The organism is Pseudomonas rhizoryzae (genome assembly GCF_005250615.1).
In the GTDB taxonomy this organism is placed as follows: Bacteria; Pseudomonadota; Gammaproteobacteria; order Pseudomonadales; family Pseudomonadaceae; genus Chryseomonas; species Chryseomonas rhizoryzae.
On sequence record NZ_SULM01000007.1, the window covers coordinates 15,950 to 39,726 of the forward strand.

Here is a 23,777-nt window from a genome sequence, read left to right on the forward strand (position 1 = left end):
GATAGCGGCGACCAATGGGCGACAAGCGCAAGCAAAGCGCCTGCCAGATCCTGTCCGAACGATCAGCTTCAGGGATGACCCGTCAGTCAGCCAGGCGCAGCGGCCGGTCCAACTGCAATCCCGCAGGCGAGAGCCTGGCGCCGTAGGCCAGCACCTGCACCCCGTGCCGGCGTGCCTCGCCCAGGGCCAGGGCATAGGCGGCATCGATCTCCGTAGCGGGGCGCACCGCCTCGATTCCGTCGAGCAGCACGCAATAGAGCAGCACCGCCCGCTCACCCGCCGCGGCCAGGGCTGCCAGCTCACGCAGATGACGGGCGCCGCGGGTGGTGACCGCATCGGGGAAGGCGGCGACCGTGGTGCCGGCGAACCCAAGGGTGACGCTCTTCACCTCCAGGTACAGCGGCCCCTCTGGATACTCCAGACGGAAATCGGCACGGCTGTTTTCCAGGCCGTAGGCCACCTCCCGACGCAGGGCGGTGAAGCCCGCTAGTTCCTGGATGCCGCCAGCCAGCAGGGTTTCCTCCACCAGTCGATTGGCCCGGGCGGTATTGATGCAGGCCAGGCGTCCGTGATCCGTCTCCACCAACTCCCAGGTGCCGGGCAGCTTGCGCTTGGGCCCGCTGGCCCGGCTGAACCACACCCGCGCCCCGGCTGGCTGGCAGTTGAGCATGGACCCGGTGTTGGGGCAGTGCAGGGTCAGCACCTCGCCACTGGCGGTCTCGATGTCGGCGAGAAAGCGTTTATAGCGGCGCAGCAGCCGACCTTCTTCCAGCGGTGGATCAAATTTCACTGGGCACTCCAGCGCTGCAGGCCCTGGGCGATGCGGGCGACGGCCTCTTCCAGGCGCGGCAGCGACTGGGTATAGGCGAAGCGCACATGGGTGTCGGCACGGTGGCGACCGAAATCCAGCCCCGGGGTGATGGCCACGTGCTCGGTCTCCAGCAGGAACTGGCAGAAGGCGTAGGCGTCGCCACCAAAGGCCGAGATGTCGGCATACAGATAGAAGGCCCCCTGGGGCTCGACGGCGATCCCGAAGCCCAGCCCGCGCAGCGCTGGCAGCAGATAATCGCGGCGCCGGGCGAATTCGGCGCGACGCGCTTCGAAGATGGCCATGGCTTCCGGCGTGAAACAGGCCAGCGCAGCCTGCTGGGCCACGGTGGAGGCGCTGATGTAGAGATTCTGCGCCAGCTTTTCCAGCTCCGGCACGGCGGCGCGCGGCGCCACCAGCCAGCCGAGTCGCCAGCCGGTCATGCCGAAGTACTTGGAGAAGCTGTTGAGCACGAAAGCCGAGTCGTCCACCTCGAGCACGCTGGGGGCATTCAGGCCGTAGGTCAGGCCGTGGTAGATCTCATCCACCACCAGATGGCCGCCACGCGCCTGGAGGCTGGCCGACAGGGCCGCGAGTTCGTCGCGATCGAGCAGGGTCCCGGTCGGATTGGCCGGTGAGGCTACCAGGGCCCCCACGCTGGCCGGCTGCCAATGCCGCTCGATCAGATCCGGGGTGAGTTGGTAGCGGGTATCGGCACCGACCGGAATCAACTGGGCCGCCCCTTCCACCAGCCGCAGGAAATGACGATTACAGGGGTAGCCGGGATCGGCCAGCAACCAGTGGCGGCCGGGATCGACCAGCAGGGCACTGGCCAGCAACAGGGCGCCGGAGCCACCGGGGGTGATCAAGACGCGCTCCGGGTCCAGGTCGACACCATAGCGTTCGCCATAAAAGGACGCGATGGCGCGGCGCAGTTCCGGCAGGCCACGGGCGGCGGTGTAGCGGGTCTGGCCCGCGGCCAGCGCGGCCTGGCCAGCGGCGACCACGGGGGCGGCGGTGGTGAAGTCGGGCTCGCCGATTTCCAGGTGGATGACGTCGTGCCCGGCGGCCTGTAGCTGGTTGGCGCGCTCCAGCAGGGCCATCACATGGAAGGGCTCGATGGCTTGGCTGCGTGCGCTGTAGGAATTGGACATGGACGGGGTCCGAACTTGTGGCGAAGGCGGGATTCTAACCAAGGCTTCGCAGGCCGGCACCCGCCGTGTCCGACGGAGCGGGGGCCCGGTAGTAGCGCCCCCAGGAAGCTTCTGGTAAGTTCGCCGGCTTGCATCCGCAGGGCGACTGGCCAGTCGAGAACATATTCAGCCTGGCGTCGGCATTGCGCGGGACGCCATCGGCAGCCACAGACCCCGGGCGTTCCATCATGGAGAGGCCTGGAAACGCATCCAGCCTGTGGACAGGATCAGCGAAAGTGAGAGGGTCAATCATGCCCAGCGAAGCAAATCAGCAGAACAATCATCTGGCCCGTGGCTACGAACCCTATGAGCCCACCAAGGGCGAGGAATACATGAGTGAGCGCATGCGCGCCCACTTCACCGCCATCCTCAACAAGTGGAAGCAGGAACTGCGCGAAGAAGTCGATCGCACCGTGCACCACATGAAGGAAGAGGCAGCCAACTTCGCCGATCCGGCCGATCGCGCCACCCAGGAAGAGGAATTCAGCCTGGAACTGCGTGCCCGCGACCGCGAGCGCAAGCTGATCAAGAAGATCGACGAAACCCTGCAGCTGATCGAAGACAACGAATACGGCTGGTGCGACTCCTGCGGCGTGGAAATCGGTATCCGTCGCCTGGAAGCCCGCCCGACCGCCAGTCTGTGCATCGATTGCAAGACGCTGGCCGAGATCCGCGAAAAGCAGACCGGGACCTGAGTCCTACTGCCTCTTCGACGAGGGCGCTACGGCGCCCTTTGTTCTATCCGGCATTCACAGGATGAGCTATGTCCAGGCGCCCCTATGTCGGCCGTTTCGCCCCCACCCCCAGCGGCTATCTGCATTTCGGCTCCCTGGTCGCTGCCCTTGCCTCCTACCTGGACGCCCGCGCCGCGGGTGGCCGCTGGCTGGTGCGGATGGAAGACCTGGACCCGCCCCGTGAGGTGCCCGGCGCCCAGGCCGCCATCCTCCAGACCCTGGAAGCCTATGGCTTCGAGTGGGACGGCCCGGTGCTGCGCCAGAGCGAGCGCCTGGAGGCCTATCGAGCGATCATCGGGCAGTGGCTGGCCAGTGGCCTGGCCTACGCCTGCGATTGCTCGCGCAAACAGCTCGAAGGCAGCGGCGGTCTCTATCCTGGGCACTGTCGCAATCGCGGCTTGCCGGGTGACGACGCCGCCATCCGCATCCGGGTACCGGAGCTGGAATACCGCTTCGTCGACCGGGTACAGGGCGAATTCCGCCAGCACCTGGGCCGCGAGGTGGGCGATTTCGTCATCCAGCGGCGTGACGGCCTGATCGCCTATCAACTCGCCGTGGTGATGGACGATGCCCTGCAGGGCATGACCGACGTGGTGCGCGGCGCCGACCTGCTGGACTCGACGCCGCGCCAGCTCTATCTGCAGGAACTGCTCGGCTATCCGGCGCCACGCTATCTGCACGTGCCCCTGCTGATCCAACCCGACGGCCACAAACTGGGCAAGAGCTATCGCTCGCCACCGCTGCCGCCCGAGCAGGCCGGGGCGCTGCTGGTGCGCGCCCTGCGTACCCTGGGCCAGCCGATCCATCAGGAGCTGGCCCAAGAGCCTCCAGCCAGCGTCCTCGCCTGGGGCGTCGCCCACTGGGATGCCGCCTTGATCCCACGGGTGCTCCACCTGGCCGAGGCGCAGCTACCGGGCTAGTAGTTGGGCCACAGCCCCGGCGTGGCCAACTCCAGCAGATGCCCATCCGGATCGCGGAAATACAGACTGACCGCGCCGCGCGGCCACTGGGTACGCGCCTCGATGGGCACCCCGGCGTTGGCCAGATGCGTCGCCCATAGGTCCAGCTCAGCCGCCGTGATCGCCAGGGCCAGGTGCTGGCAGCCCTGGGCGCCATGGGCTGGAATGCTGCCGCCCGGCAGCCTGACCGGCTGCTCGGTAGTGCCCCGCTGGAACAACAACAGCACGCTGGCACCCACGTCGTAGGCGGCCAGGCGCGCGTCGGCGAACATCGGCGCAAGGCCCAGCACCTCCTCGTAGAAGCGCCTGGCCCTGCCCAGGTCGGCGACGTAGAGGGCGGTTTCCAGCACGGCAGCGAGGCGGGGCCTGGGCATCGGCGATCTCCAGCGGCGAGGAAGCCTTCACGGTAGGACCGTCGCCCTCCGAGGTACAGCGCTTTTGCTTTACCATGGCGCCATCGTCGCTCGGGAACCGCGCATGTACATCTACCGGTTGGTCCTGCTCCTCGTGGTAGGCATCTATCTGTTCTCCCCCGCCATCATGGATTGGTGGATCGCCCCCAGCGGCGCCTGGTATCGCCCCTACCTGCTGTGGCTCATCCTCATCGTGGTGACTTTCATCCTGCAGAGCCAACGCGATGCCGACGAGCTTTAGCCTGTCCCAACTGGTGCTGATCAGCGCCGGCTACCTGCTGATCTTCTTCGGCGTCGCCTGGATGACCGAGAAGGGCTGGGTGCCGCGCCGACTGGTACGCCATCCGCTGATCTACACCCTGTCGCTAGGGGTCTATGCCAGCGCCTGGGCCTTCTATGGCACCGTGGGCCTGGCCTACGACTACGGCTACGGTTTTCTTGCCTACTACCTGGGGCTGTGCGGTGCCTTCCTGCTGGCGCCGGTGCTGCTCTATCCCATCCTGCGGCTGACCCGCGCCTACCAGCTCGCGTCCCTGGCCGATCTGTTCGCCTTCCGCTTCCGTAGCACCTGGGCCGGCGCCCTTACCAGTCTGGGCATGCTGATCGCGGTGCTGCCGCTCCTGGCCTTGCAGATCCAGGCAGTGGCCACCAGCGCCGGCATCCTGGTACAGGCCCGCGCCCAGGATGCCCCGGCGCTGGGCTTCTGCCTGCTCATCACCCTGTTCGCCATGCTCTTCGGCGCACGCCAGATCAATTCCAAGGAGCGCCATGAAGGCCTGGTGGTAGCCATCGCCTTCGAGTCCCTGGTCAAGCTGCTGGCCCTGGGCATCGTCGGCGGCGTCACCCTCTATACGGTATTCGGCGGGCCCAATGGCCTGGAAACCTGGCTGCAACAGAACCAGAGCGCCCTCTCCACCCTGCACACCCCGTTGCAGGAAGGTCCGTGGCGAATCCTGCTGCTGGTGTTTTTCGCCGCGGCCATCGTCACCCCGCACATGTACCACATGGCCTTCACCGAGAACCTCAGCCCCCAGGCGCTGGTCAGCGCCAGCTGGGGGCTGCCGCTGTTCCTGCTGCTGATCAGCCTGGCGGTGCCACCGATCCTCTGGGGCGGCCTGGCGCTGGGCTCGCCGACGCCGCCGGAGTACTTCACCCTGGGCGTGGGTCTGGCGCTGGACAATCCGCTGCTGGCGCTGGTGGCCTTCGTCGGCGGCCTGTCGGCGGCCAGCGGCCTGATCATCGTGGTGACCATGGCCTTGTCGGGCATGCTGCTCAACCACATCGTGCTGCCGCTCTACCAGCCGCCCACCGACGGCAACATCTATCGCTGGCTGCGCACGACGCGGCGGATGCTGATCGCCGCCATCATCCTCGGCAGCTACGGTTTCTATCGCCTGCTGCATAGTCATGGCGACCTCTCCAGCCTGGGCATCGTCTCCTTCGTCGCCACCGTGCAGTTCCTGCCCGGCGCGCTCTCGGTGCTCTACTGGCAGACCGCCAACCGCAAGGGCTTCATCGCCGGCCTGCTCTGCGGCCTGGGCCTCTGGTTCCTGAGCATGCTGATGCCGCTGGTGGCCGACATCAATCCGCTGCAGATCGGCGCCTTCGGCTATCGCATCAGCGCCAGCAACTGGCACCTCGCCGCCGTGGCCTCGCTGACCGTCAACGTGCTGGTGTTCGCCCTGGTCTCGCTGTTCACCGAGGCCAGCGAAGAGGAAAAAAGCGCCGCCGAAGCTTGCGCCGTGGATAACGTGCGCCGACCGCAGCGTCGCGAACTGGCGGCGGCCTCGCCCCAGGACTTCGCCGCCCAGCTGTCCAAGCCGCTCGGCGCCAAGACCGCGCAGAAGGAGGTCGAACGCGCCCTGGCCGACCTGCTGTTGCCCTACGACGAGCGCCGGCCCTATGCCCTGCGCCGCTTGCGCGACCGCATCGAGGCCAACCTCTCCGGCCTGATGGGCCCGCGGGTCGCCCAGGACATCGTCGAGACCTTCCTGCCGTTCAAGGCGGAAAGCGAAGCCTATGCCACCGAAGACATCCACTTCATCGAGAACCGCCTGGAAGACTACCAGTCGCGCCTAACGGGTCTTGCCGCCGAGCTGGACGCCCTGCGCCGCTATCACCGGCAGACCTTGCAGGAGCTGCCCATGGGCGTCTGCTCCCTGGCCCGCGACCGCGAGATCCTGATGTGGAACCGCGCCATGGAGGAGCTCACCGGCATCGACGGCGCGCGGGTGGTAGGGTCGCGCCTCAATGCCCTGCCCGATCCCTGGCAGGACCTGTTCGAGCGCTTTCTCGCCGAGCCGGCGCAGCAGCACCTCTACAAGCAGCGCCTGCCCCAGGAACATGAGCAACGCTGGCTCAACCTGCACAAGGCGACCATCGACGAACCCCTGGCAGTGGGTAGCAACGGTACGGTACTGGTGGTGGAAGACATCAGCGAGACCCAGTTGCTGGAGGATCGCCTGATCCACTCCGAGCGCCTGGCCTCCATTGGTCGACTGGCCGCGGGCGTGGCCCACGAGATCGGCAATCCGGTCACCGGCATCGCCTGCCTGGCGCAGAATCTGCGCGAAGAACGCGAGGCGGATGAAGAGATCGACGAGATCAGCAGCCAGATCATCGAGCAGACCCGGCGCATCACCCGCATCGTCCAGTCGCTGATGAGCTTCGCCCACGCCGGCGGTCGCCAGCAGGCCCACGAGGCGGTGTGCGTTGCCGAGGCGGCACAGGAGGCCATCGCCCTGCTCTCGCTCAACCGCCAGAGCGTGGACGTCGATTTCTTCAACCTCTGCGATCCCGAGCACTTCGTCCAGGGCGATCCGCAGCGGCTGGTGCAGGTCATGATCAACCTGCTGTCCAACGCCCGCGATGCCTCGCCACCCGGCGCGCCGATCCGGGTCCGCAGCGAGGCCCAGGCGCAAACCGTGACCCTGAGCGTCGAGGACGAAGGCAGCGGCATCCCCAAGGCCATCGTCAGCCGCCTGTTCGAACCCTTCTTCACCACCAAGGACCCGGGCAAGGGGACGGGGCTCGGCTTGGCTCTGGTCTATTCGATCGTAGAAGAGCATTATGGTCAGATAATGATCGATAGTCCTACCGACCCCGTGACCGGCCAGGGTACCCGCATTCGGGTGCTGCTACCGCGCTATCTCGGGTTGTCGGAGGCGCCGTGACGGAGTCATCCGCCTGCTGGGTGACTCTGCTAAAGCATTCGGAAGCCCAGACGACCGCGACAAGACACGCTGCCTGGCGTGGGTCGGCCTGCCTTCCCGTAAGAGAGCGCACTTGATGGCCCATATTCTGATTGTCGAAGACGAGAAGATCATCCGCTCGGCGCTGCGCCGCCTGCTCGAGCGCAACCAGTTCCGCGTCAGTGAAGCCGGCTCCGTCCAGGAAGCCCAGGATCTCTACGACGTCGCGAGCTTCGATCTCGTCATCAGCGATCTCCGCCTGCCCGGTGCGCCCGGCACCGAGATGATCGATCTCGCCAAGGGCAAACCGGTGCTGATCATGACCAGCTACGCGAGCCTGAGATCGGCGGTCGACTCCATGAAGCAGGGCGCGGTGGATTACATCGCCAAGCCCTTCGACCACGACGAGATGCTGCAAGCCGTGGCCCGCATCCTGGTGGAGCGCGAACAGCGCGCGCCCGCTGCCGTCGAGGAAAGCGCCGCGCCGCCGCCCGCCACTGGCGAGATCGGCATCATCGGCAATTGCGCGCCGATGCAGGATCTGTTCGGCAAGATCCGCAAGGTGGCGCCCACCGATTCCACCGTGCTCATCCAGGGCGAATCGGGCACCGGCAAGGAGTTGGTGGCACGGGCGCTGCACAACCTGTCACGCCGGGCCAAGGCGCCGCTGATCTCGGTCAACTGCGCGGCCATTCCCGAAACCCTGATCGAATCCGAATTGTTCGGCCATGAGAAGGGCGCCTTCACCGGTGCCAGCGCCAGCCGTACCGGCCTGGTGGAAGCGGCCGATGGCGGCACCCTGTTCCTCGACGAGATCGGCGAATTGCCCCTGGAAGCCCAGGCGCGGCTCTTGCGCGTGCTGCAGGAAGGCGAGATCCGCCGGGTCGGCTCGGTGCAGTCGCAAAAGGTCGATGTACGCCTGATCGCGGCGACCCACCGCGATCTCAAGGGCTTGTCCAAGATTGGCCAGTTCCGCGAAGACCTGTTCTATCGCCTCAATGTCATTTCCCTGCGCCTGCCGGCCCTGCGCGAGCGCGGCGGTGACGTCATGGAGATCGCCCGGGTATTCCTCGCCCGGCAATCCGCGCGCATGAGTCGCCCGGGGCTCAAGTTCGGCGCCGAGGCCGAAGCCGCCATCCGTCACTACAGCTGGCCGGGCAACGTCCGCGAGCTGGAAAACGCCATCGAGCGCGCGGTCATCCTCAGTGAAGGCCAGGAAATCAATGCCGACCAACTGGGTATCGACGTCGAACTCGGCGAACTCGATCTGGCCGACAGCTACCTCGATCCCCTGCCCGCGACCGGCCTGGGTAACGGCAACGGTGCTCACGAGCCCACCGAGGATCTGTCCCTGGAAGACTACTTCCAGCACTTCGTCCTCGAGCACCAGGACCACATGACCGAAACCGAGCTCGCCCGCAAGCTTGGCGTCAGCCGCAAGTGCCTGTGGGAGCGCCGTCAGCGCCTAGGCATTCCACGCCGCAAGGCCAGTGCCAGCAGCGACGCCTCCTGAGGTCCTTAGAGCCTGTTCAAAATCTTGCGAGCTAGAGCCAAACAAGGCGAAAACGCCTGAGGAAGCGGAGTTTACGAGTGGTAAATGAGCATTCCGAAGGCGTTTTCAACGCAGTTTGACCGACGCGCAGCAGATTATGAACAGGCTCTTACAGGAGCGCGGGAACCTCTTCGCGCTCCTGCGGTAACCCCTCTCTCCCACCCGCCCCATCCTTTGCAATGTGTTACCGCCGTAACAGGAAGCGGGTTCAGCGGTAACGAAATCTTGCCTGTAGCCCCCTCACGAAAAGGCTACATTTTTCGTAAACCACTGAAATTAAAGGATTTTTAAAAACTGGCACGGCATCTGCTTTATGTTTTGGTACAAGAACAATAAAAACGTACCCACTCCATAACAAAAACAAGACGCAGCGGCTCCAGCACAATAAGAACAAGCAGGCGGAGGCGTAGCTAACTGATCATTTTGGAGAAGAGTCGTCTTGCGGGATGGTCCCGCGATGTCAGGACAGAGAACAACAAAACTGCCCCGAGGCAGCACCCGTACCAGGCAGAGCAGGAATGATCCTGACGGCATCAGCTTCCAAAGTAATCCGTTTGCTCTTGGCTCTAGACTTCAGAGCCTTCCCGGCGGCCGGTATCCGCACGGGACAGACCACACAAGAAAAACAAGAGGTCTGGATCAACAATAAAAACAAAGCACGTACCACTTTGGGGGGGAGCTTCGGCTCCCCCAGTGCCTTTGACAGCCTCCCCTCCCTCGTTCAAGATCCCCTCCTTATCTATTGCGCAATGGCCCAAGCTATGGTCCAGGTTGCGTATAGCCGTCTTCCCGAACAGAAACTCGCATGCTGAAGAAGCTGATCCAGACCCTGCGCTCGCCCCTGCGACGTACCCCGCCCGCCCCTGCCTTGCCCATTGAACTGCCGCGCAGTCAGCATGCTCTGGAACGAGAGCGGATCAGTCGCAACGCCCTCGGCGTGGTCGACCGGCTGGAGAAGGCCGGCTACCAGGCCTATCTGGTCGGCGGTTGCGTACGGGATCTGCTGCTGGGCTTCACCCCCAAGGATTTCGACGTGGCCACCAGCGCCACGCCTGAACAGGTCCGCGCCGAATTCCGTAATGCCCGCGTGATCGGCCGGCGCTTCAAGCTGGTCCATGTGCACTTCGGCCGCGAAATCATCGAGGTCGCCACCTTCCGCGCCAACCATCCGACGGGCGATGCCGAGGATGATGCCCAGGGTTCGCGCCACGAGAGCGGCCGGATCCTGCGTGACAACATCTACGGCAACCAGGAACAGGATGCCCAGCGCCGCGACTTCACCATCAACGCGCTCTACTACGATGCCAGTGGCGAACGCATCCTCGACTACGCCAATGGCGCCCAGGACATCCGCCTGCGGCAGATCCGCCTGATCGGCGATCCCGAGCAACGTTACCTGGAAGATCCGGTACGGATGCTGCGCGCCGTGCGCTTCGCCGCCAAGCTGGACTTCCAGATCGAAGCCGCCACCGCCGAACCCATCGTCCGTCTGGCGCCGCTGCTACGGGACATCCCGGCCCCCCGGCTGTTCGACGAAGTGATCAAGCTGCTGCTCGGCGGCAAGGCCGAGCGCACCTTCGAGTTGCTCTGCCAATACGGCCTGTTCGCGCCGCTGTTCCCCGCCAGTGGCGAGGCCCTGGAGCGCGATCCCGAGTACGCCGGTAGCCTGATCCGCCAGGCGCTGGCCAACACCGATGCGCGCATCCGCGAAGGCAAGCCGGTCACCCCGGCTTTCCTGTTCGCCGCGCTGCTCTGGCCGGCGCTGCCCGAGCGCGTTCGCTATCACCAGGAGCGTGGCCTGCCGCCCATTCCGGCCATGCAGGAAGCCGCCCATGACCTGACGCAGCAGCAGTGCCAACGGACCGCCGTACCCAAGCGCTTCACCCTGCCCATGCGGGAGATCTGGGACATGCAGGAGCGCCTGCCGCGCCGCCAGGGCAAGCGCGCCGATCAATTGCTGGAGAATCCGCGCTTTCGCGCCGGCTACGACTTCCTGCTGCTGCGCGAGAGCGCCGGCGAGGAAACCGGCGGCCTGGGTGAATGGTGGACCCGCTACCAGGAAGTCGGCGACAGCCAGCGGCGCGAGATGATCAAGAACCTGAGCCGCGAAGAAGGTGCCCCTGCCAAGCGTCGTCGCCGCGGCGGCAGCAGTCGCAAGCGGCGCACCTCCGATGCGCCCTCGTCCGGCGACGAATGATGGAGCGGGTCTATCTCGGGCTGGGCAGTAATCTGGCCGAGCCCCGGCGCCAATTGGACGCCGCCCTGGACGCCCTGGCCGCCCTGCCAGACAGCCGCCTGGTCGCGGTCTCCGCCTTCTACGCCAGCGATCCCCTGGGACCGCCCGACCAGCCGCGCTACGTCAATGCCGTGGCAGCCCTGGATACCGCCCTCGCCCCCCTGGACCTGCTCGACGCCACCCAGGCCATCGAGCAGCAGCAGGGCCGGGTGCGCAAGGACGAGCGCTGGGGGCCACGCACCCTGGACATCGACATCCTGCTGTTCGGCGAGCGGCTGATCGACGAGCCCCGCCTGCAGGTGCCGCATTACCACCTGCACGCCCGCGCCTTCGTGCTCTATCCGCTGGCCGACCTGGCACCCGAGCTGCGCCTGCCCGACGGTCGCAGCCTGCCCAACCTGCTATCCGCCTGCCCTTTCGAAGGGCTGGAGCGACTGGTACCGTCGTTACCCACCCGGTAACACGGCGGTAACAACGGTCATTGACTTGTGCCGGATGCGCCGGGACTATAGCAGCCGTTTTTTGCGCGGTGCGAAACCGCGCGCGCGGCGCCAGACAATAACCATAGCGCCGTCCCACGAGGACCCTTTTGCATGCCTGATATCAGCCTCACGACCCTTCAGGGCCTCAAGCAGCGTGGCGAGAAGATCGCCATGCTGACGGCCTACGATGCCACCTTCGCCCAGGCCGCCAGCCAGGCCGGCGTCGAGATGCTGCTCATCGGCGATTCGCTGGGCATGGTGCTGCAGGGCCATGACAGTACCCTGCCGGTGACCCTCGACGACATGGTCTACCACACCGCCTGCGTCAAACGCGGCCATGCCGGGGCCTTCATCGTCGCCGACCTCTCGTTCATGACCTACGCCACCCTGGAGCAGACCCTGACCAGCGCCGGCCGCCTGATGCAGGCGGGCGCGCAGATGGTCAAGCTCGAAGGCGATGGCTGGCTGGCCGAGCCGATCCGCCGCCTGGCGGCCAATGGCGTGCCGGTCTGCGCCCACCTGGGCCTGACGCCCCAATCGGTCAACGTCTTCGGCGGCTTCAAGGTGCAGGGGCGCGATCCGCTCCGCGCCCAGCAACTGCGCGAGGCAGCCAAGGAACTGGAAGACGCGGGCGCCGCCATGCTGTTGCTCGAATGCGTGCCCTCGGCGCTGGCCGAAGAGATCACTCGCGCCGCCCGGGTGCCGGTGATCGGCATCGGCGCCGGCGCCGCCACCGATGGCCAGGTACTGGTGCTGCACGACATGCTCGGCCTGGCGCTACGCGGCCGTACGCCCAAGTTCGTGCGTAACTTCATGGCCGGCCAGGACAGCATCCAGGCTGCCCTGGCCGCCTACGTGGCCGCCGTCAAGGACGGCAGTTTTCCCGCTCCCGAGCATGGATTTTCCGCATGAAGACGGTGCATACCGTACGTGAACTACGCGCCGCCGTGGCCGCCGCGCGCCGCCAGGGCCTGCGCATCGGCCTGGTGCCCACCATGGGCAATCTCCACGCTGGCCATATCGCCCTGGTGGAGACCGCCCGGCGTCACGCCGATTTCGTGGTGGCGAGCATCTTCGTCAACCCGCTGCAATTCGGCCCGAGCGAGGACCTGGACAAATATCCGCGCACCCTCGCCGAAGACAGCCGCCAGCTCAGTGAGGCCCATTGCGACCTGCTCTTCGCCCCTGCGGTAGCGGAGATGTATCCGCACGGCATGGACGGCCTGACCCGGGTCAACGTACCCCTGGTGTCCGAGGGTCTGTGCGGCGCTCGGCGCCCGGGCCATTTCGAGGGCGTGGCGACGGTGGTCACCAAGCTGTTCCAGATGGCGCAACCGGACGTGGCGGTCTTCGGCGAGAAGGACTATCAGCAGTTGGCAGTGATCCGCAAACTGGTCCAGGACCTGGACATGCCCATCGAGATCGTCGCCCAGCCCACGGTGCGGGCGACCGATGGCCTGGCGCTGTCGTCGCGCAATGGCTATCTGGACGACGGTCAACGCGCCAGCGCGCCCTGCTTGTACAGCCTGCTCAAGCGGCTCGCCGATCAACTCGGCACAGGCGCGGCGGCCGAGCCGACCCTGGCCGCCGGCGTCACCGAATTGCAAGCGCTTGGGCTTAAAGTCGACTATCTGGAGCTGCGTCGACAGTTTAGTCTGCAACCCGCCAGCGCGGAGGATCGCGACCTGGTCTTGCTGGTAGCCGCCTATCTGGGCCAGACCCGCCTGATCGACAATCTGAGCTTTCGCCGCAGGACGTGACTGTGACGCAACCGATGGTTAGCGCACCCCAGCCTGCTCGCACTCTGGAAGCCCGGAACATACCGGGCTTTTTCATGCTCGAAGCGCAGCGCTGCGCCACGTCCGATTTTCCCTTGCAAGCCGCCGGCTTGTGGGGCACAACAGCAAACAAGAGCCACCAAGGAAAAGCCGACCCATGGAGTACTATCAACAGCCTCTCGATGTGACCCAGCTCGCCTCCTGGAAAGCGCTGCAGGATCACCGCAAGGCCATGCAGAACTTCCGTATGCGCGATGCCTTCGCCGCCGATCCGCAGCGCTTCAAGCATTTCTCCCTGAGCACCAGCGGTCTGTTCCTCGACTACTCCAAGAACCTCATCACCGAGCAGACCCGTGAGCTGCTGGTAAATCTGGCCCGTGAAGCGGGTCTCGAAGGGGCCATCCACACCCTGTTCAGTGGCGCCTACGTCAACTCGTCCGAGCATCGTCCGGCCCTGCACACCGCACTGCGCCGTCCGGTGGGCGACAGCGTGCAGATCGATGGCCAGGACATCATGCCCGAGGTACACCGGGTCCTGAACCAGATGACCGAGCTGGTCACCCGCATCCATAACGGCCTCTGGCGCGGCTACACCGAGAAGCCCATCACCGACGTGGTCAACATCGGCATCGGTGGCTCCTTCCTCGGTCCGCAACTGGTGTCCGAGGCGCTGGTGCCCTTCACCCAGCGCGGCGTGCGTTGCCATTACCTGGCCAACATCGACGGCAGCGAATTCCGCGAGGTGACCTCCAAGCTGGCCGCCGACACCACCCTGTTCATCGTCTCCTCCAAGTCCTTCGGCACCCTGGAGACCCTGAAGAACGCCCAGGCCGCGCGCGCCTGGTGCCTGGCCCAGGGCTGCCCGGAGCCGGAGCTGCACAAGCACTTCATCGCCGTCTCCAGCAACGTCAAGATGGCGGTGGAATTCGGCATCGCCGAAGAGAACATCTTCCCCATGTGGGATTGGGTCGGCGGGCGCTATTCACTGTGGTCGGCCATCGGTCTGCCCATCGCCCTGGCCATCGGCATGTCCAACTTCAAGGACCTGCTGGCCGGCGCCTACGCCATGGACCAGCACTTCACCAGCGCCCCCTTCGAAGAGAACATGCCGGTGCTACTGGGCCTGCTCGGGGTCTGGTACGGCAACTTCTGGGGTGCCACCAGCCACGCGATCCTGCCCTACGACCACCACCTGCGTAACTTCGTGAAGCACCTGCAGCAGTTGGACATGGAGTCCAACGGCAAGAGCGTGCGCCAGGACGGCTCGCCGGTGAGTCTGGAGACCGGCCCGGTAATCTGGGGCGGCGTCGGCTGCAACGGTCAGCACGCCTACCACCAGTTGCTGCACCAGGGCACCCAGCTGATCCCCGGCGACTTCATCGTGCCGGTGGTGAGCCATAACCCGGTGGCCGATCACCAGCAGTGGCTCTATGCCAACTGCCTGTCGCAGAGCCAGGCGCTGATGCTGGGCAAGACCCGCGAGGAAGCCGAGGCCGAGCTGCGCGAGAAGGGCATGGGCGACGCCGAGATCGCCAAGCTGGCGCCGCACAAGGTGATCCCGGGCAACCGCCCGAGCAACACCCTGGTGCTGGAACGCATCTCGCCGCGGCGCCTGGGTGCGCTGGTGGCCCTGTACGAGCACAAGGTGTTCGTGCAGAGCGTCATCTGGGGCATCAACTGCTTCGACCAGTGGGGTGTGGAGTTGGGCAAGGAGCTGGGCAAGGACGTCTACCAGCACATCATCGGTCGCGCCGACGGCAAGGCCGACGATGGTTCCACCCAGGGGCTGATTGATTACTTCCGCGGTCGCCACCGCGGCTGATCGCCGTTCTCGCCCCCAAAAGCGCCGCTCTGCGGCGCTTTTTTCGTTTTGTTGCCCGACTGAACCCCGCTTCGGCTTTCACGGCCTAAACTGGTGAGCACAACAACACCAAGAAGGAGCCGGCCATGAGCCAACGCTACCCCGTGCCCGAGAGCCTGGGCGCCCGCGCCCATCTCGATGAAGCCCGTTATCGCGAACTCTATCAGCGCTCGGTGGAACAGCCGGAGCGCTTCTGGAGCGAACAGGCCAGTGCCCTGCTCGACTGGTTCCGCACCTGGGACGAGGTCCACAGCGGCGATATGCGCCAGGGCCGCACCCGTTGGTTCAGCGGTGGCCAGCTCAACGTCGCCTACAACTGCATCGATCGCCACCTGGGCGCGCGGGGCGACCAGACCGCCATCCTCTGGGAAGGCGACGATCCCGCCGACAGCCAGGCCATCACCTACCGGCAGTTGCACGAACAGGTCTGCCGGCTGGCCAATGTGCTCAAGGATCGCGGCGTGCAGAAGGGTGACCGCGTCTGCCTGTACCTGCCGATGATTCCCGAGGCGGCCTACGCCATGCTGGCCTGCGCGCGCATCGGCGCCGTGCATTCGGTGGTCTTTGGCGGCTTTTCGCCCGAGGCGCTACGTGATCGCATCCTCGACGCGGATTGCCGGGTGGTGATCACCGCCGACGAAGGCGTGCGCGGCGGCAAGCGCATCCCGCTCAAGGCCAATGTCGACAAGGCCCTGGCCAAGTGCCCGGACGTCCACACCGTGCTGCTGGTCGAGCGGACCGGCGCCGCCGTGGCCCGTCAGGAGGGACGTGACCTGCCCTACGCCCAGGCCGTGGCCGCCGCTTCGCCCGACTGCCCGGCGGAGCCCATGGACGCCGAGGACCCGCTGTTCATCCTCTACACCTCCGGCTCCACCGGCAAACCCAAGGGGGTGCTGCACACCACCGGCGGCTATCTGCTGGGCGCCACCCTGAGCTTCAAGTATCTGTTCGACTACCACGAAGGCCAGGTCTTCTGGTGTACCGCCGACGTTGGCTGGGTGACCGGGCACAGCTACATCGTCTACGGCCCGCTGGCCAACGGCGCCACCACCCTGATGTTCGAGGGGGTACCGAGCTATCCCGATGCCAGTCGCCTGTGGCAGGTGGTGGACAAGCACCAGGTCAATATCTTCTACACCGCCCCGACCGCCCTGCGCGCCCTGATGCGCGAAGGCGACGCCCCGGTGCAGCGGACCTCGCGGCAGAGCCTGCGCCTGCTGGGCAGCGTCGGCGAGCCGATCAACCCGGAGGCCTGGGAGTGGTATCACCGGGTGGTGGGCGAAGGGCGCTGCCCCATCGTCGACACCTGGTGGCAGACCGAGACCGGCAGCATCCTCATCGCCCCGCCGCCGGGCGCCCTGGCGCTGAAGCCCGGCTCGGCCACCCTGCCCTTCTTCGGCGTACAACCGGTACTGCTGGACGAACAGGGCCAGGAGATCGAGGGACCCGGCAGCGGCGTGCTGGCGATCAAGGCCAGCTGGCCCAGCCAGATCCGTACCGTCTATGGCGATCACCAGCGGCTGATCGATACTTATTTCAGTGCCTATCCGGGCTATTACTTCACCGGTGACGGCGCGCGCCGGGACGAGGACGGCTATTACTGGATCACCGGGCGGGTCGACGATGTGCTGAACGTCTCCGGTCATCGGATCGGTACCGCCGAGGTGGAAAGCGTGCTCACCGAGCACCCGGACGTGGCCGAAGCGGCGGTGGTGGGTTGCCCCCATGAGGTCAAGGGCCAGGCGGTCTATGCCTTCGTCACCACCAAGGGTGGGGTGACGCCGAGCGATGAACTCAAGGCGCAGCTGCGCCAGCAGGTAGCCGACCAGATCGGCAGCTTCGCCAAGCCGGAATTCCTGCAATGGGCACCGGCGCTGCCCAAGACCCGCTCGGGCAAGATCATGAGACGCATCCTGCGCAAGATCGCCTGCGACGAGCTGGATAGCCTGGGCGATACCTCGACCCTGGCCGACCCCTCGGTGGTCGACAGCCTGATCGAGGCCCGGCTCAATCGGGCGGCCAAGAGCTGAATCCGGGCTCATGAAAAAGCCCCGCTGAGCGGGGCTTTTTCTTACCGATCGCCTTAGTGGGCGGCCTGCATGCGATGCTTGAGATCACGCATGCGATCATGGGTCGCCCTGGCCTTTTCCAGCTGGCTGCGCAGAGTGGTCTGGGCATCCGGCGTCACGTGTTCGTTCACGGCGCGTTCCAGCGCGTGCAGCAGGCGGTCTTCCTGCTCTTCCAATTCGCTGACGTAGGTGACTTCTTCCTTCTCCTTGCTGGCGAAGGAGGTTTTGACGTCGGTGTAGTACTTGCGGAAGCTGCCGGCAAAGGTGCCTTGCTCGGCAGGCTTCTCGCCCGCAGCCTTTACCTGGCTGCTCAACGAGCTGATGATTTCCGCCTTGCTCTGGGCGATTTCGGTGAACAGCGCCTTCAGCTCGGGGTTCTTCACTTCGGTGAGGGCGTGTTCATAGAAATTCTTGCCATCACGGGCGATCTCGATCAGATCGTTGAGGGTTTCGGTCGTGTCGGTCATCAGAGTTCTCCGGGGTGAAGGGCGATGGCAGCGACTGGCGCTGCCATCGTGCTCAGGGTTACTGAGCCGCTTTCAGAGCATCGGCCGAGACGGCCTTGACGCCCTTGATGGCCTTGGCCTCTTTGATGGCCAGGTCGCGCTGGGCCTCGGTGGCCACGGTGCCGGACAGGGAGACGACGCCCTTGTTGGTCTCGACCTTGATGGCGGTGCCCTTGATGTGTTCGTCAGCCAGGAAGGACGCCTTCACCTTGCTGGTGATCCAGGTGTCGGACGCGGCTTCTTCGGTCTTGGCCATGGTGTCGTTGGCGGCCAGGGTCATGTTCTGGCTGGTGGCCGCGAAGGCGCCGCCGGCCAGCGGCAGGCTCAGTACGGAAGCGGTGACGGCAGCGAGGGCAAAGGTACCGAAAGTCTTTTTCATGAGATGACTCCTGTTTTCCTTGGTTGTACTGCGCCTAAGTCCTGGCAGCAGCGACTTTTATGTAGAGCGCAGCGCTCGCGCCGAATTCCAGAGCTTTTTAAATTCATTAAAAATCAATTACTTAAACTAAAATACCGGGCATGCGTAGCGGGCAAAATGCAATCTTCCGGCAAAAATGCTGGCAAATTGCACGAAGTCAGACAACAACACTGCCAGCCTCTGGAGCGGTGCTTTCACTGTTGCGGTGGCCCTCTCGCCGACGATGAGATTCCGTACTTTTCTCGCAGGTGAAACCAGAACTGCCGCACGTTTGGCGGGTCAATGCTGGATTGAACCCGACACCCAAGCTCGGGGCCCTTGAGGATCCGGGATGCGGCTTCCCTCACCTGCGCGCATTGCCCTGATATATCTGTTACTGAGCGCCCTTTGGGTGATCGGCAGCGACGCGCTATTGCAGGCGCTGGTTGGCGAGTCCGCCAGCCACTATCCCTGGCAGACCTTCAAGGGACTCGGCTTCGTCAGTCTGGTGGCGCTGGTCCTGTATGGCCTGATGCGGCGGCAGCTCAAGCACCGCGAAGACGTCATCAAAGCCCTGCAGGCACAACGCGCGACCCAGGATTTCGTCCAGCGGCTGACCAACACCGGTGACTGGCAATTGCTCTCCGATGGCCGCCTGCTCTGTTCCGAGCGCACGCTGGTGATGCTGCGCCAGCCCAACACCGGCGAGCCGCTGGAAGTCGCCACCATCGCCTCCTGCGCCCGGGCCGACGATCGCGACCATGTACGCAGCATGCTCGAGCGCCTGCAGCATATGCAGGGACCCTTGAATTTTTCGGCCCATTTCGACGATGGCGCGGGCAGCTGGCGTTGGCTCAACTGGCAGAGCGATTTCGACGAAGCCGGCATCACCCGCGGGGCCCTGGTCGACATCACCAGCCACAAGCTCGCCGAGCAGGCCCTGCAGGACAGCCAGCGGCGTTATCGCGAGTTGGTCCAGCATCTGCCGCTGGTGGTATTCGCCAGCGATCACCGTGGCCGTTGGAAATTCCTCAATCCGGCCTGGGAAAATCTGACCGGACAATCCCCGACCCAGTCGCTCAACCAGCCGTTGGATCAGGCCTTCCATCCACAGGACGGCGCCAAGCTGCGCCAATTGGTGGCGGACTTCGCCGCCGGCCAGCGGCTGCACTGGAGTGGCGTGGTCCGTTTGCGGCTGTCGGTGGAGAGCCATCGCTGGATGCAGATGGAATTGCGCGCAGGTCTGGACGGCGAGATCCAGGGCACCCTGACCGACATCCACCACGACTACCAGGCGCAACAGCTGCAGCAGGCCCGTAGCGACGTGCTCGACGACCTGCTCAGCGGCCTGCCCTTGGCGGAAATCCAGCTGGGCATCGCCCAACGGCTGGAACGCATCTATCCCGAGATGCGTGTGGCTCTGCTGCTGGACGACCAGGGCGAGCACCTGCGGGTGGCGGCCGCGCCCAGCCTGCCGCCCGCCTTCCAGGCCGCCTTGGAAAGCGTGCCCCGTCAGCGACACGACCAGGGCTGCTGCACCGCGGTCACCACCCGGGCGCCGGTATTCACCGTCGATATCGAACTGGACCCGGCCTGGCAGCCGCTACTGCACGCCGCCCTCGCGGCTGGTATTCGCGGTGCCTGGGCCTTACCCCTGCAGGATGAACAGCAGCGCGCCGTCGGCGCCCTGGGGATCTACTACGGCGAGGCGCGCCTGCCCGAGGCCGAGACCCAGGCGCTGATCACCGAATTCACCCGCCTGGCGGTGCTGGCCATCCGGCAACAGCGCGTCGTCCAGGCTCAGCGCGCCAGCGAGGCGCGCTATCGGGGCATCTTCGAGCAAGCCTACACCGGCATCATGCTCAGCGACCTGGATGGGCACTGGCTCAGCGCCAACCATCACTTCTGCCAGATGCTCGGCTATTCACAACCGGAATTGCTGCAGCGCGATACGGCCTCGGTCACCCATCCGGACGAGCGCGACCTGGGCGCCGCCCTGAGGCAGCAACTGGTCGACACCGGCCAGGACCGCTTTACCCTGGAAAAACGCTATCTGCACCGCAACGGCCAGTCGGTCTGGGCCAATGTCACCACCCGCCTGATTCGCGACGACCAAGGCGTGCCGCTGTACTTCATCAGTACCGCCCAGGACATCACCCTGCGCAAGCAGCAGGAAGAAAGCCTGCGCCAGGCCGCGGCCATGTTCCAGAACAGCCGCGATGGCCTGCTGCTGCTGGACGAACGCCGCTGGATCCTGGCGGTGAATCCGGCCTTCGCCCGACTGCTGGGTACCCAGGAAGCGACCCTGCTCGGCCAGCGCCTGGGTCTGCCCGGTGGTGGGCGGCAGGATCAGCGCTTCTATCGTGAGCTGTGGCGTACGGTCCGCCGCGAAGGACGCTGGGAAGGCGAACTGCTGTGGCCGCGGGTCGATGGCAACACCTTCCCCGCCTGGACCACCATCGACACCCTCTACCCGCAGGATCGCCGCCAGTACACCGTGACGGTCAGCGATACCACCCGCCTGCGGGAAAGCGAAGCGCGCCTGAGCCACCTGGCCCATCACGATCCGTTGACCGACCTGCCCAACCGGCTATTGGCCCGCACTCACCTCGAACACGCTTTGGCCTTGGCCGAACCCCAGGAATATCTGGTGGCGGTGCTGATCCTCGATTTCGACCACTTCCGCACCGTCAACGAAGGCCATGGCCATGCCCTGGGCGACGAGTTGCTGGTGGAGTTTTCCGCCCGCCTGCGTGCCCTGCTCAGCGAAGACATCACCCTGGCGCGCATCGGTGGTGACGAGTACCTGATCATCGTCGAGCGTATCGACCGCCCGGAATTCGCCGCCCAGATCGCCCAGGCGATGCTCGCCAAGCTCGAACAACCCTTTCATCTCGCTGACCATGACATCTATCTCAGCGCCAGCATCGGCATCAGCCTCTATCCCGACGACGGCACCAGCGCCGATGAACTCATCCGCAATGCCGACACGGCCATGCACCAGGCCAAGGACCAGGGGCGCGATACGTTCCGCTTCTATACCCAGGCGCTCACCGAGCAATCGCGGCGGCGCCTGAATCTCGAATCGCGCCTACGCACGGCGCTCAAGCGTGGCGACTTCGTGCTGCACTACCAGCCACTGATGAGCGTGAGCACGGCGCAGACGATCGGCGTGGAAGCCCTGGTCCGCTGGCAGGACCCGGAACTGGGCCTGATCCCACCCAACGAATTCATTCCCCTGGCCGAGGAAACCGGGCTGATCGTGCCCCTGGGCGACTGGATCATCGAGACCGCCTGCCAACAGATGCACAACTGGCTCGCCCTCGGACTGGAACTCCATACCCTGGCCATCAACATCTCGCCGCGGCAATTCGCCAAGCGCGATCTGGCCAGCACCATCTCCCGCGCCCTGGCCCGCAGCCGGTTGCCGGCCGAACACCTGGAGCTGGAGATCACCGAAGGCACCCTGATGAGCAATGTCGAAGAGGCACTGATGTCGCTGGCCACCCTCAAGACCCTGGGCGTGCGCATCGCGGTGGACGACTTCGGTACCGGTTATTCCTCGCTGGCCTACCTGCGCCGCTTTCCGCTGGACAAGCTCAAGATCGACCAGAGCTTCATGCACGAATTGCGCAGCGATAGCGGGACCCACAGCAGCCAGGCGATCGCCGCGGCCATCGTCGCCCTGGGCCAGGGCCTGGATCTGGACGTCCTCGCCGAAGGGGTGGAAACCACCGAGCAGTGGGACATCCTGCGCAAGCTGGGCTGCCAACAGTGCCAGGGTTTCCTGTTCAGTACCCCACTGCCGCCGCAGGAGTTCGAGGCCTGGTACGCCGAACGACAGCGGGAGCGCGCCTAGCACGGGCCGACGAACGTAATCTTTCGGTAAGCAAAACAGCTCTAGAATCGGACCTCCACCTTTCGTCTGTTCCCGAGGGCATCAGCATGAAGATCGTGGTCCGTCCGTTGCGCAAGTCCACTACCAGTGCCTGGCAAGTCTGTCTCGATAAGCAGGCCATCACCTTCCTCAACGAAGCCGACGCCCGCAGTTATGTGGCCACCTTGGAGGCGCGCATCGCCGCGCCGCATCCGCTGCCCATTCGCGACGCCATGCCTGCGGTAGCCACGCCGCTCTGACACCCGCCTGTTTCTCTCCCAGGTGCAGCCCTGTTCTGGCCTAGCAGCCATGGATCAGGGCTTGCGCCCTGGCCTCCTTTAGCCATTCGTTTAGATAGCTGACTATTAATTATGTAACTTTTACGGCTTTCGCCCCATCCTAGTTCTGGGTCCCGCCTTCGCGGGGGTCTCGTTGTCTGATGGATCTGGAACGCCATGCTCGAACTCGCCGCTGCCTTCATCTGCTTCACCTCCTTGCTCACCTATCTCAATTACCGCTTCGTCGGCCTGCCGCCCACCATCGGTGTCATGGTCATCGCACTGATCTTCTCGGTCGGCCTGCAAGGCCTCTCCTGGCTGGGTTTTCCCGACCTGGAACGGCACATCGGCGAACTGCTCGGGCAGGTCGACTTCAACGACCTGCTGATGAACTGGATGCTCGGCTTCCTGCTGTTCGCCGGCGCCCTGCACGTCAGCCTCAAGGATCTGCGCGACTACAAGTGGGCCATCGGCAGCCTGGCCACCTTCGGCGTGCTCGTTTCCACGGTGCTGATCGGCTACTTCACCTATTGGATCTTCGACTGGCTGGGCTGGCACGTCAGCCTGCTCTACTGCCTGATCTTCGGCGCCCTGATCTCGCCCACCGACCCCATCGCCGTGCTCGGCATCCTGCGCTCGGCCGGCGCGCCCAAGTCGCTGGAAACCACCATCGTCGGCGAGGCGCTGTTCAACGATGGCGTGGCCGTGGTGGTCTATTCGGTGCTGCTGGGGGTGATCCAGCTGGGCGAGGCGCCCACCGTCCATGCGGCGCTCTGGCTGTTCCTCGAAGAGGCCGGCGGCGGCATCCTGTTCGGTCTGCTGATCGGCTTCGTCTGCTACTGGCTGATGCTCAGCATCGAGCAGCACCAGATCGAGGTGATGCTGTCCCTGGCGCTGGTCATCGGTGGCTCGACCCTGGCCAGCCACCTGCATGTCTCGGGTCCCATCGCCATGGTGGTGGCCGGCCTGATCATCGGCAACCTGGGCCGCACCAAGGCCATGAACAACTTCACCCGGCGCTACCTGGATGGCTTCTGGGAGCTGATCGACGAGATCCTCAACGCCCTGCTGTTCGCCCTGATCGGCATGGAACTGCTGGTGCTGCCGTTCACCTGGACCCACCTGGGCGCCGCCCTGCTGGTGACCCTGGCGATCCTCTTCGCGCGCTGGATCAGCGTGGTCCCGGTGGTGCTGCTCAGCCCGCACTGGCGCAACATGACCCGCGGCACCGCGCGCATCCTCACCTGGGGCGCCCTGCGCGGTGGCGTCTCGGTGGCCCTGGCGCTGAGCCTGCCGCCCGGGCCGGAGCGCAACCTGATCCTGGCGCTGACCTACATCGTGGTACTGGTCTCCATCCTCGGTCAGGGTCTGACCATCGGCCGGGTGGTCAAGGGCGTCACCGGTGGCGCGCCGGTCGCCCCCAAGGACCCTCACTGAGCCCCC

19 protein-coding genes are annotated in these 23,777 nt (G+C 65.3%); 14 read left to right on the top strand and 5 right to left on the bottom strand.

Annotation, left to right across the window (positions count from 1 at the left end):
- Nucleotides 1–82: 82 nt before the first annotated feature.
- Both sfsA and FAZ11_RS12460 read right to left on the bottom strand, forming a co-directional pair.
- On the bottom strand, nucleotides 83–790 hold the full coding sequence (gene sfsA / locus FAZ11_RS12455) for a DNA/RNA nuclease SfsA (RefSeq protein WP_058772618.1): 708 nt from the start codon (nucleotides 788–790) through the stop codon (nucleotides 83–85).
- Nucleotides 787–1,962 (bottom strand): pyridoxal phosphate-dependent aminotransferase, encoded by a 1,176-nt coding sequence (locus FAZ11_RS12460; RefSeq protein WP_058772619.1) that lies wholly within the window; start codon nucleotides 1,960–1,962, stop codon nucleotides 787–789. The genes sfsA and FAZ11_RS12460 overlap by 4 nt, the downstream gene beginning before the upstream one ends.
- Nucleotides 1,963–2,252: 290 nt before the next feature.
- Between FAZ11_RS12460 and dksA the strand changes: the two genes are divergently transcribed.
- Together dksA and gluQRS are read left to right on the top strand one after the other, a co-directional pair.
- Nucleotides 2,253–2,696 (top strand): RNA polymerase-binding protein DksA, encoded by a 444-nt coding sequence (dksA, locus tag FAZ11_RS12465; protein ID WP_058763290.1) that lies wholly within the window; start codon nucleotides 2,253–2,255, stop codon nucleotides 2,694–2,696.
- A gap of 68 nt (nucleotides 2,697–2,764) precedes the next feature.
- On the top strand, nucleotides 2,765–3,655 hold the full coding sequence (gene gluQRS, locus FAZ11_RS12470; protein ID WP_058772620.1) for a tRNA glutamyl-Q(34) synthetase GluQRS: 891 nt from the start codon (nucleotides 2,765–2,767) through the stop codon (nucleotides 3,653–3,655).
- Here the strand turns inward: gluQRS and FAZ11_RS12475 are convergent.
- Nucleotides 3,652–4,068, bottom strand: coding sequence for a VOC family protein (locus tag FAZ11_RS12475; protein WP_058772621.1), 417 nt, complete (start codon nucleotides 4,066–4,068; stop codon nucleotides 3,652–3,654). The genes gluQRS and FAZ11_RS12475 overlap by 4 nt on opposite strands.
- Nucleotides 4,069–4,171: 103 nt before the next feature.
- Here FAZ11_RS12475 and FAZ11_RS12480 point away from each other — a divergent pair, with 103 nt between their 5' ends.
- The 9 genes from FAZ11_RS12480 (at nucleotide 4,172) to acs (ending at nucleotide 17,237) form a co-directional block, all read left to right on the top strand.
- The gene (locus FAZ11_RS12480; protein ID WP_007159707.1) at nucleotides 4,172–4,348 is read left to right on the top strand and encodes a hypothetical protein; all 177 of its coding nucleotides are present in this window, start codon (nucleotides 4,172–4,174) and stop codon (nucleotides 4,346–4,348) included.
- The gene (locus FAZ11_RS12485) at nucleotides 4,332–7,280 is read left to right on the top strand and encodes a sensor histidine kinase (RefSeq protein ID WP_058763297.1); all 2,949 of its coding nucleotides are present in this window, start codon (nucleotides 4,332–4,334) and stop codon (nucleotides 7,278–7,280) included. Before FAZ11_RS12480 ends, FAZ11_RS12485 begins: the two co-directional genes overlap by 17 nt.
- Nucleotides 7,281–7,395: 115 nt before the next feature.
- Nucleotides 7,396–8,811, top strand: a complete 1,416-nt coding sequence (locus FAZ11_RS12490) for a sigma-54-dependent transcriptional regulator (protein ID WP_058769137.1) — start codon at nucleotides 7,396–7,398, stop codon at nucleotides 8,809–8,811.
- A gap of 844 nt (nucleotides 8,812–9,655) precedes the next feature.
- Entirely contained in the window at nucleotides 9,656–11,047 is a 1,392-nt protein-coding gene (locus tag FAZ11_RS12495) for a polynucleotide adenylyltransferase PcnB (RefSeq protein ID WP_058772622.1), read from the top strand.
- Entirely contained in the window at nucleotides 11,044–11,547 is a 504-nt protein-coding gene (folK, locus tag FAZ11_RS12500) for a 2-amino-4-hydroxy-6-hydroxymethyldihydropteridine diphosphokinase (protein WP_058769135.1), read from the top strand. Before FAZ11_RS12495 ends, folK begins: the two co-directional genes overlap by 4 nt.
- A gap of 132 nt (nucleotides 11,548–11,679) precedes the next feature.
- Entirely contained in the window at nucleotides 11,680–12,480 is an 801-nt protein-coding gene (gene panB / locus FAZ11_RS12505; RefSeq protein ID WP_058772623.1) for a 3-methyl-2-oxobutanoate hydroxymethyltransferase, read from the top strand.
- Complete coding sequence (panC, locus tag FAZ11_RS12510) at nucleotides 12,477–13,328, top strand: pantoate--beta-alanine ligase (protein ID WP_058772624.1); 852 nt, start codon at nucleotides 12,477–12,479, stop codon at nucleotides 13,326–13,328. The genes panB and panC overlap by 4 nt, the downstream gene beginning before the upstream one ends.
- A gap of 175 nt (nucleotides 13,329–13,503) precedes the next feature.
- Nucleotides 13,504–15,168 (top strand): glucose-6-phosphate isomerase, encoded by a 1,665-nt coding sequence (gene pgi / locus FAZ11_RS12515; RefSeq protein WP_058772625.1) that lies wholly within the window; start codon nucleotides 13,504–13,506, stop codon nucleotides 15,166–15,168.
- Between the two features lie 125 nt (nucleotides 15,169–15,293).
- Nucleotides 15,294–17,237 carry an acetate--CoA ligase gene (acs, locus tag FAZ11_RS12520; RefSeq protein WP_058772626.1) on the top strand — a complete coding sequence of 648 codons (1,944 nt, stop codon included), beginning with the start codon at nucleotides 15,294–15,296 and terminating at the stop codon, nucleotides 17,235–17,237.
- Nucleotides 17,238–17,290: 53 nt separating this feature from the next.
- On the opposite strand, the gene FAZ11_RS12525 is transcribed toward acs, so the two are convergent.
- Both FAZ11_RS12525 and FAZ11_RS12530 read right to left on the bottom strand, forming a co-directional pair.
- Entirely contained in the window at nucleotides 17,291–17,743 is a 453-nt protein-coding gene (locus FAZ11_RS12525) for a PA2169 family four-helix-bundle protein (RefSeq protein WP_058765422.1), read from the bottom strand.
- Between the two features lie 58 nt (nucleotides 17,744–17,801).
- Nucleotides 17,802–18,161: a BON domain-containing protein gene (locus tag FAZ11_RS12530; protein ID WP_058765424.1), complete on the bottom strand. Its 360-nt coding sequence runs from the start codon at nucleotides 18,159–18,161 to the stop codon at nucleotides 17,802–17,804.
- 370 nt (nucleotides 18,162–18,531) lie between these two features.
- Here FAZ11_RS12530 and FAZ11_RS12535 point away from each other — a divergent pair, with 370 nt between their 5' ends.
- The 3 genes from FAZ11_RS12535 (at nucleotide 18,532) to FAZ11_RS12545 (ending at nucleotide 23,771) form a co-directional block, all read left to right on the top strand.
- The gene (locus FAZ11_RS12535) at nucleotides 18,532–22,038 is read left to right on the top strand and encodes a bifunctional diguanylate cyclase/phosphodiesterase (RefSeq protein WP_058772627.1); all 3,507 of its coding nucleotides are present in this window, start codon (nucleotides 18,532–18,534) and stop codon (nucleotides 22,036–22,038) included.
- 86 nt (nucleotides 22,039–22,124) lie between these two features.
- Nucleotides 22,125–22,316, top strand: a complete 192-nt coding sequence (locus FAZ11_RS12540; protein ID WP_058772628.1) for a hypothetical protein — start codon at nucleotides 22,125–22,127, stop codon at nucleotides 22,314–22,316.
- 195 nt (nucleotides 22,317–22,511) lie between these two features.
- Entirely contained in the window at nucleotides 22,512–23,771 is a 1,260-nt protein-coding gene (locus FAZ11_RS12545; RefSeq protein WP_058765431.1) for a cation:proton antiporter, read from the top strand.
- Nucleotides 23,772–23,777: the final 6 nt, after the last annotated feature.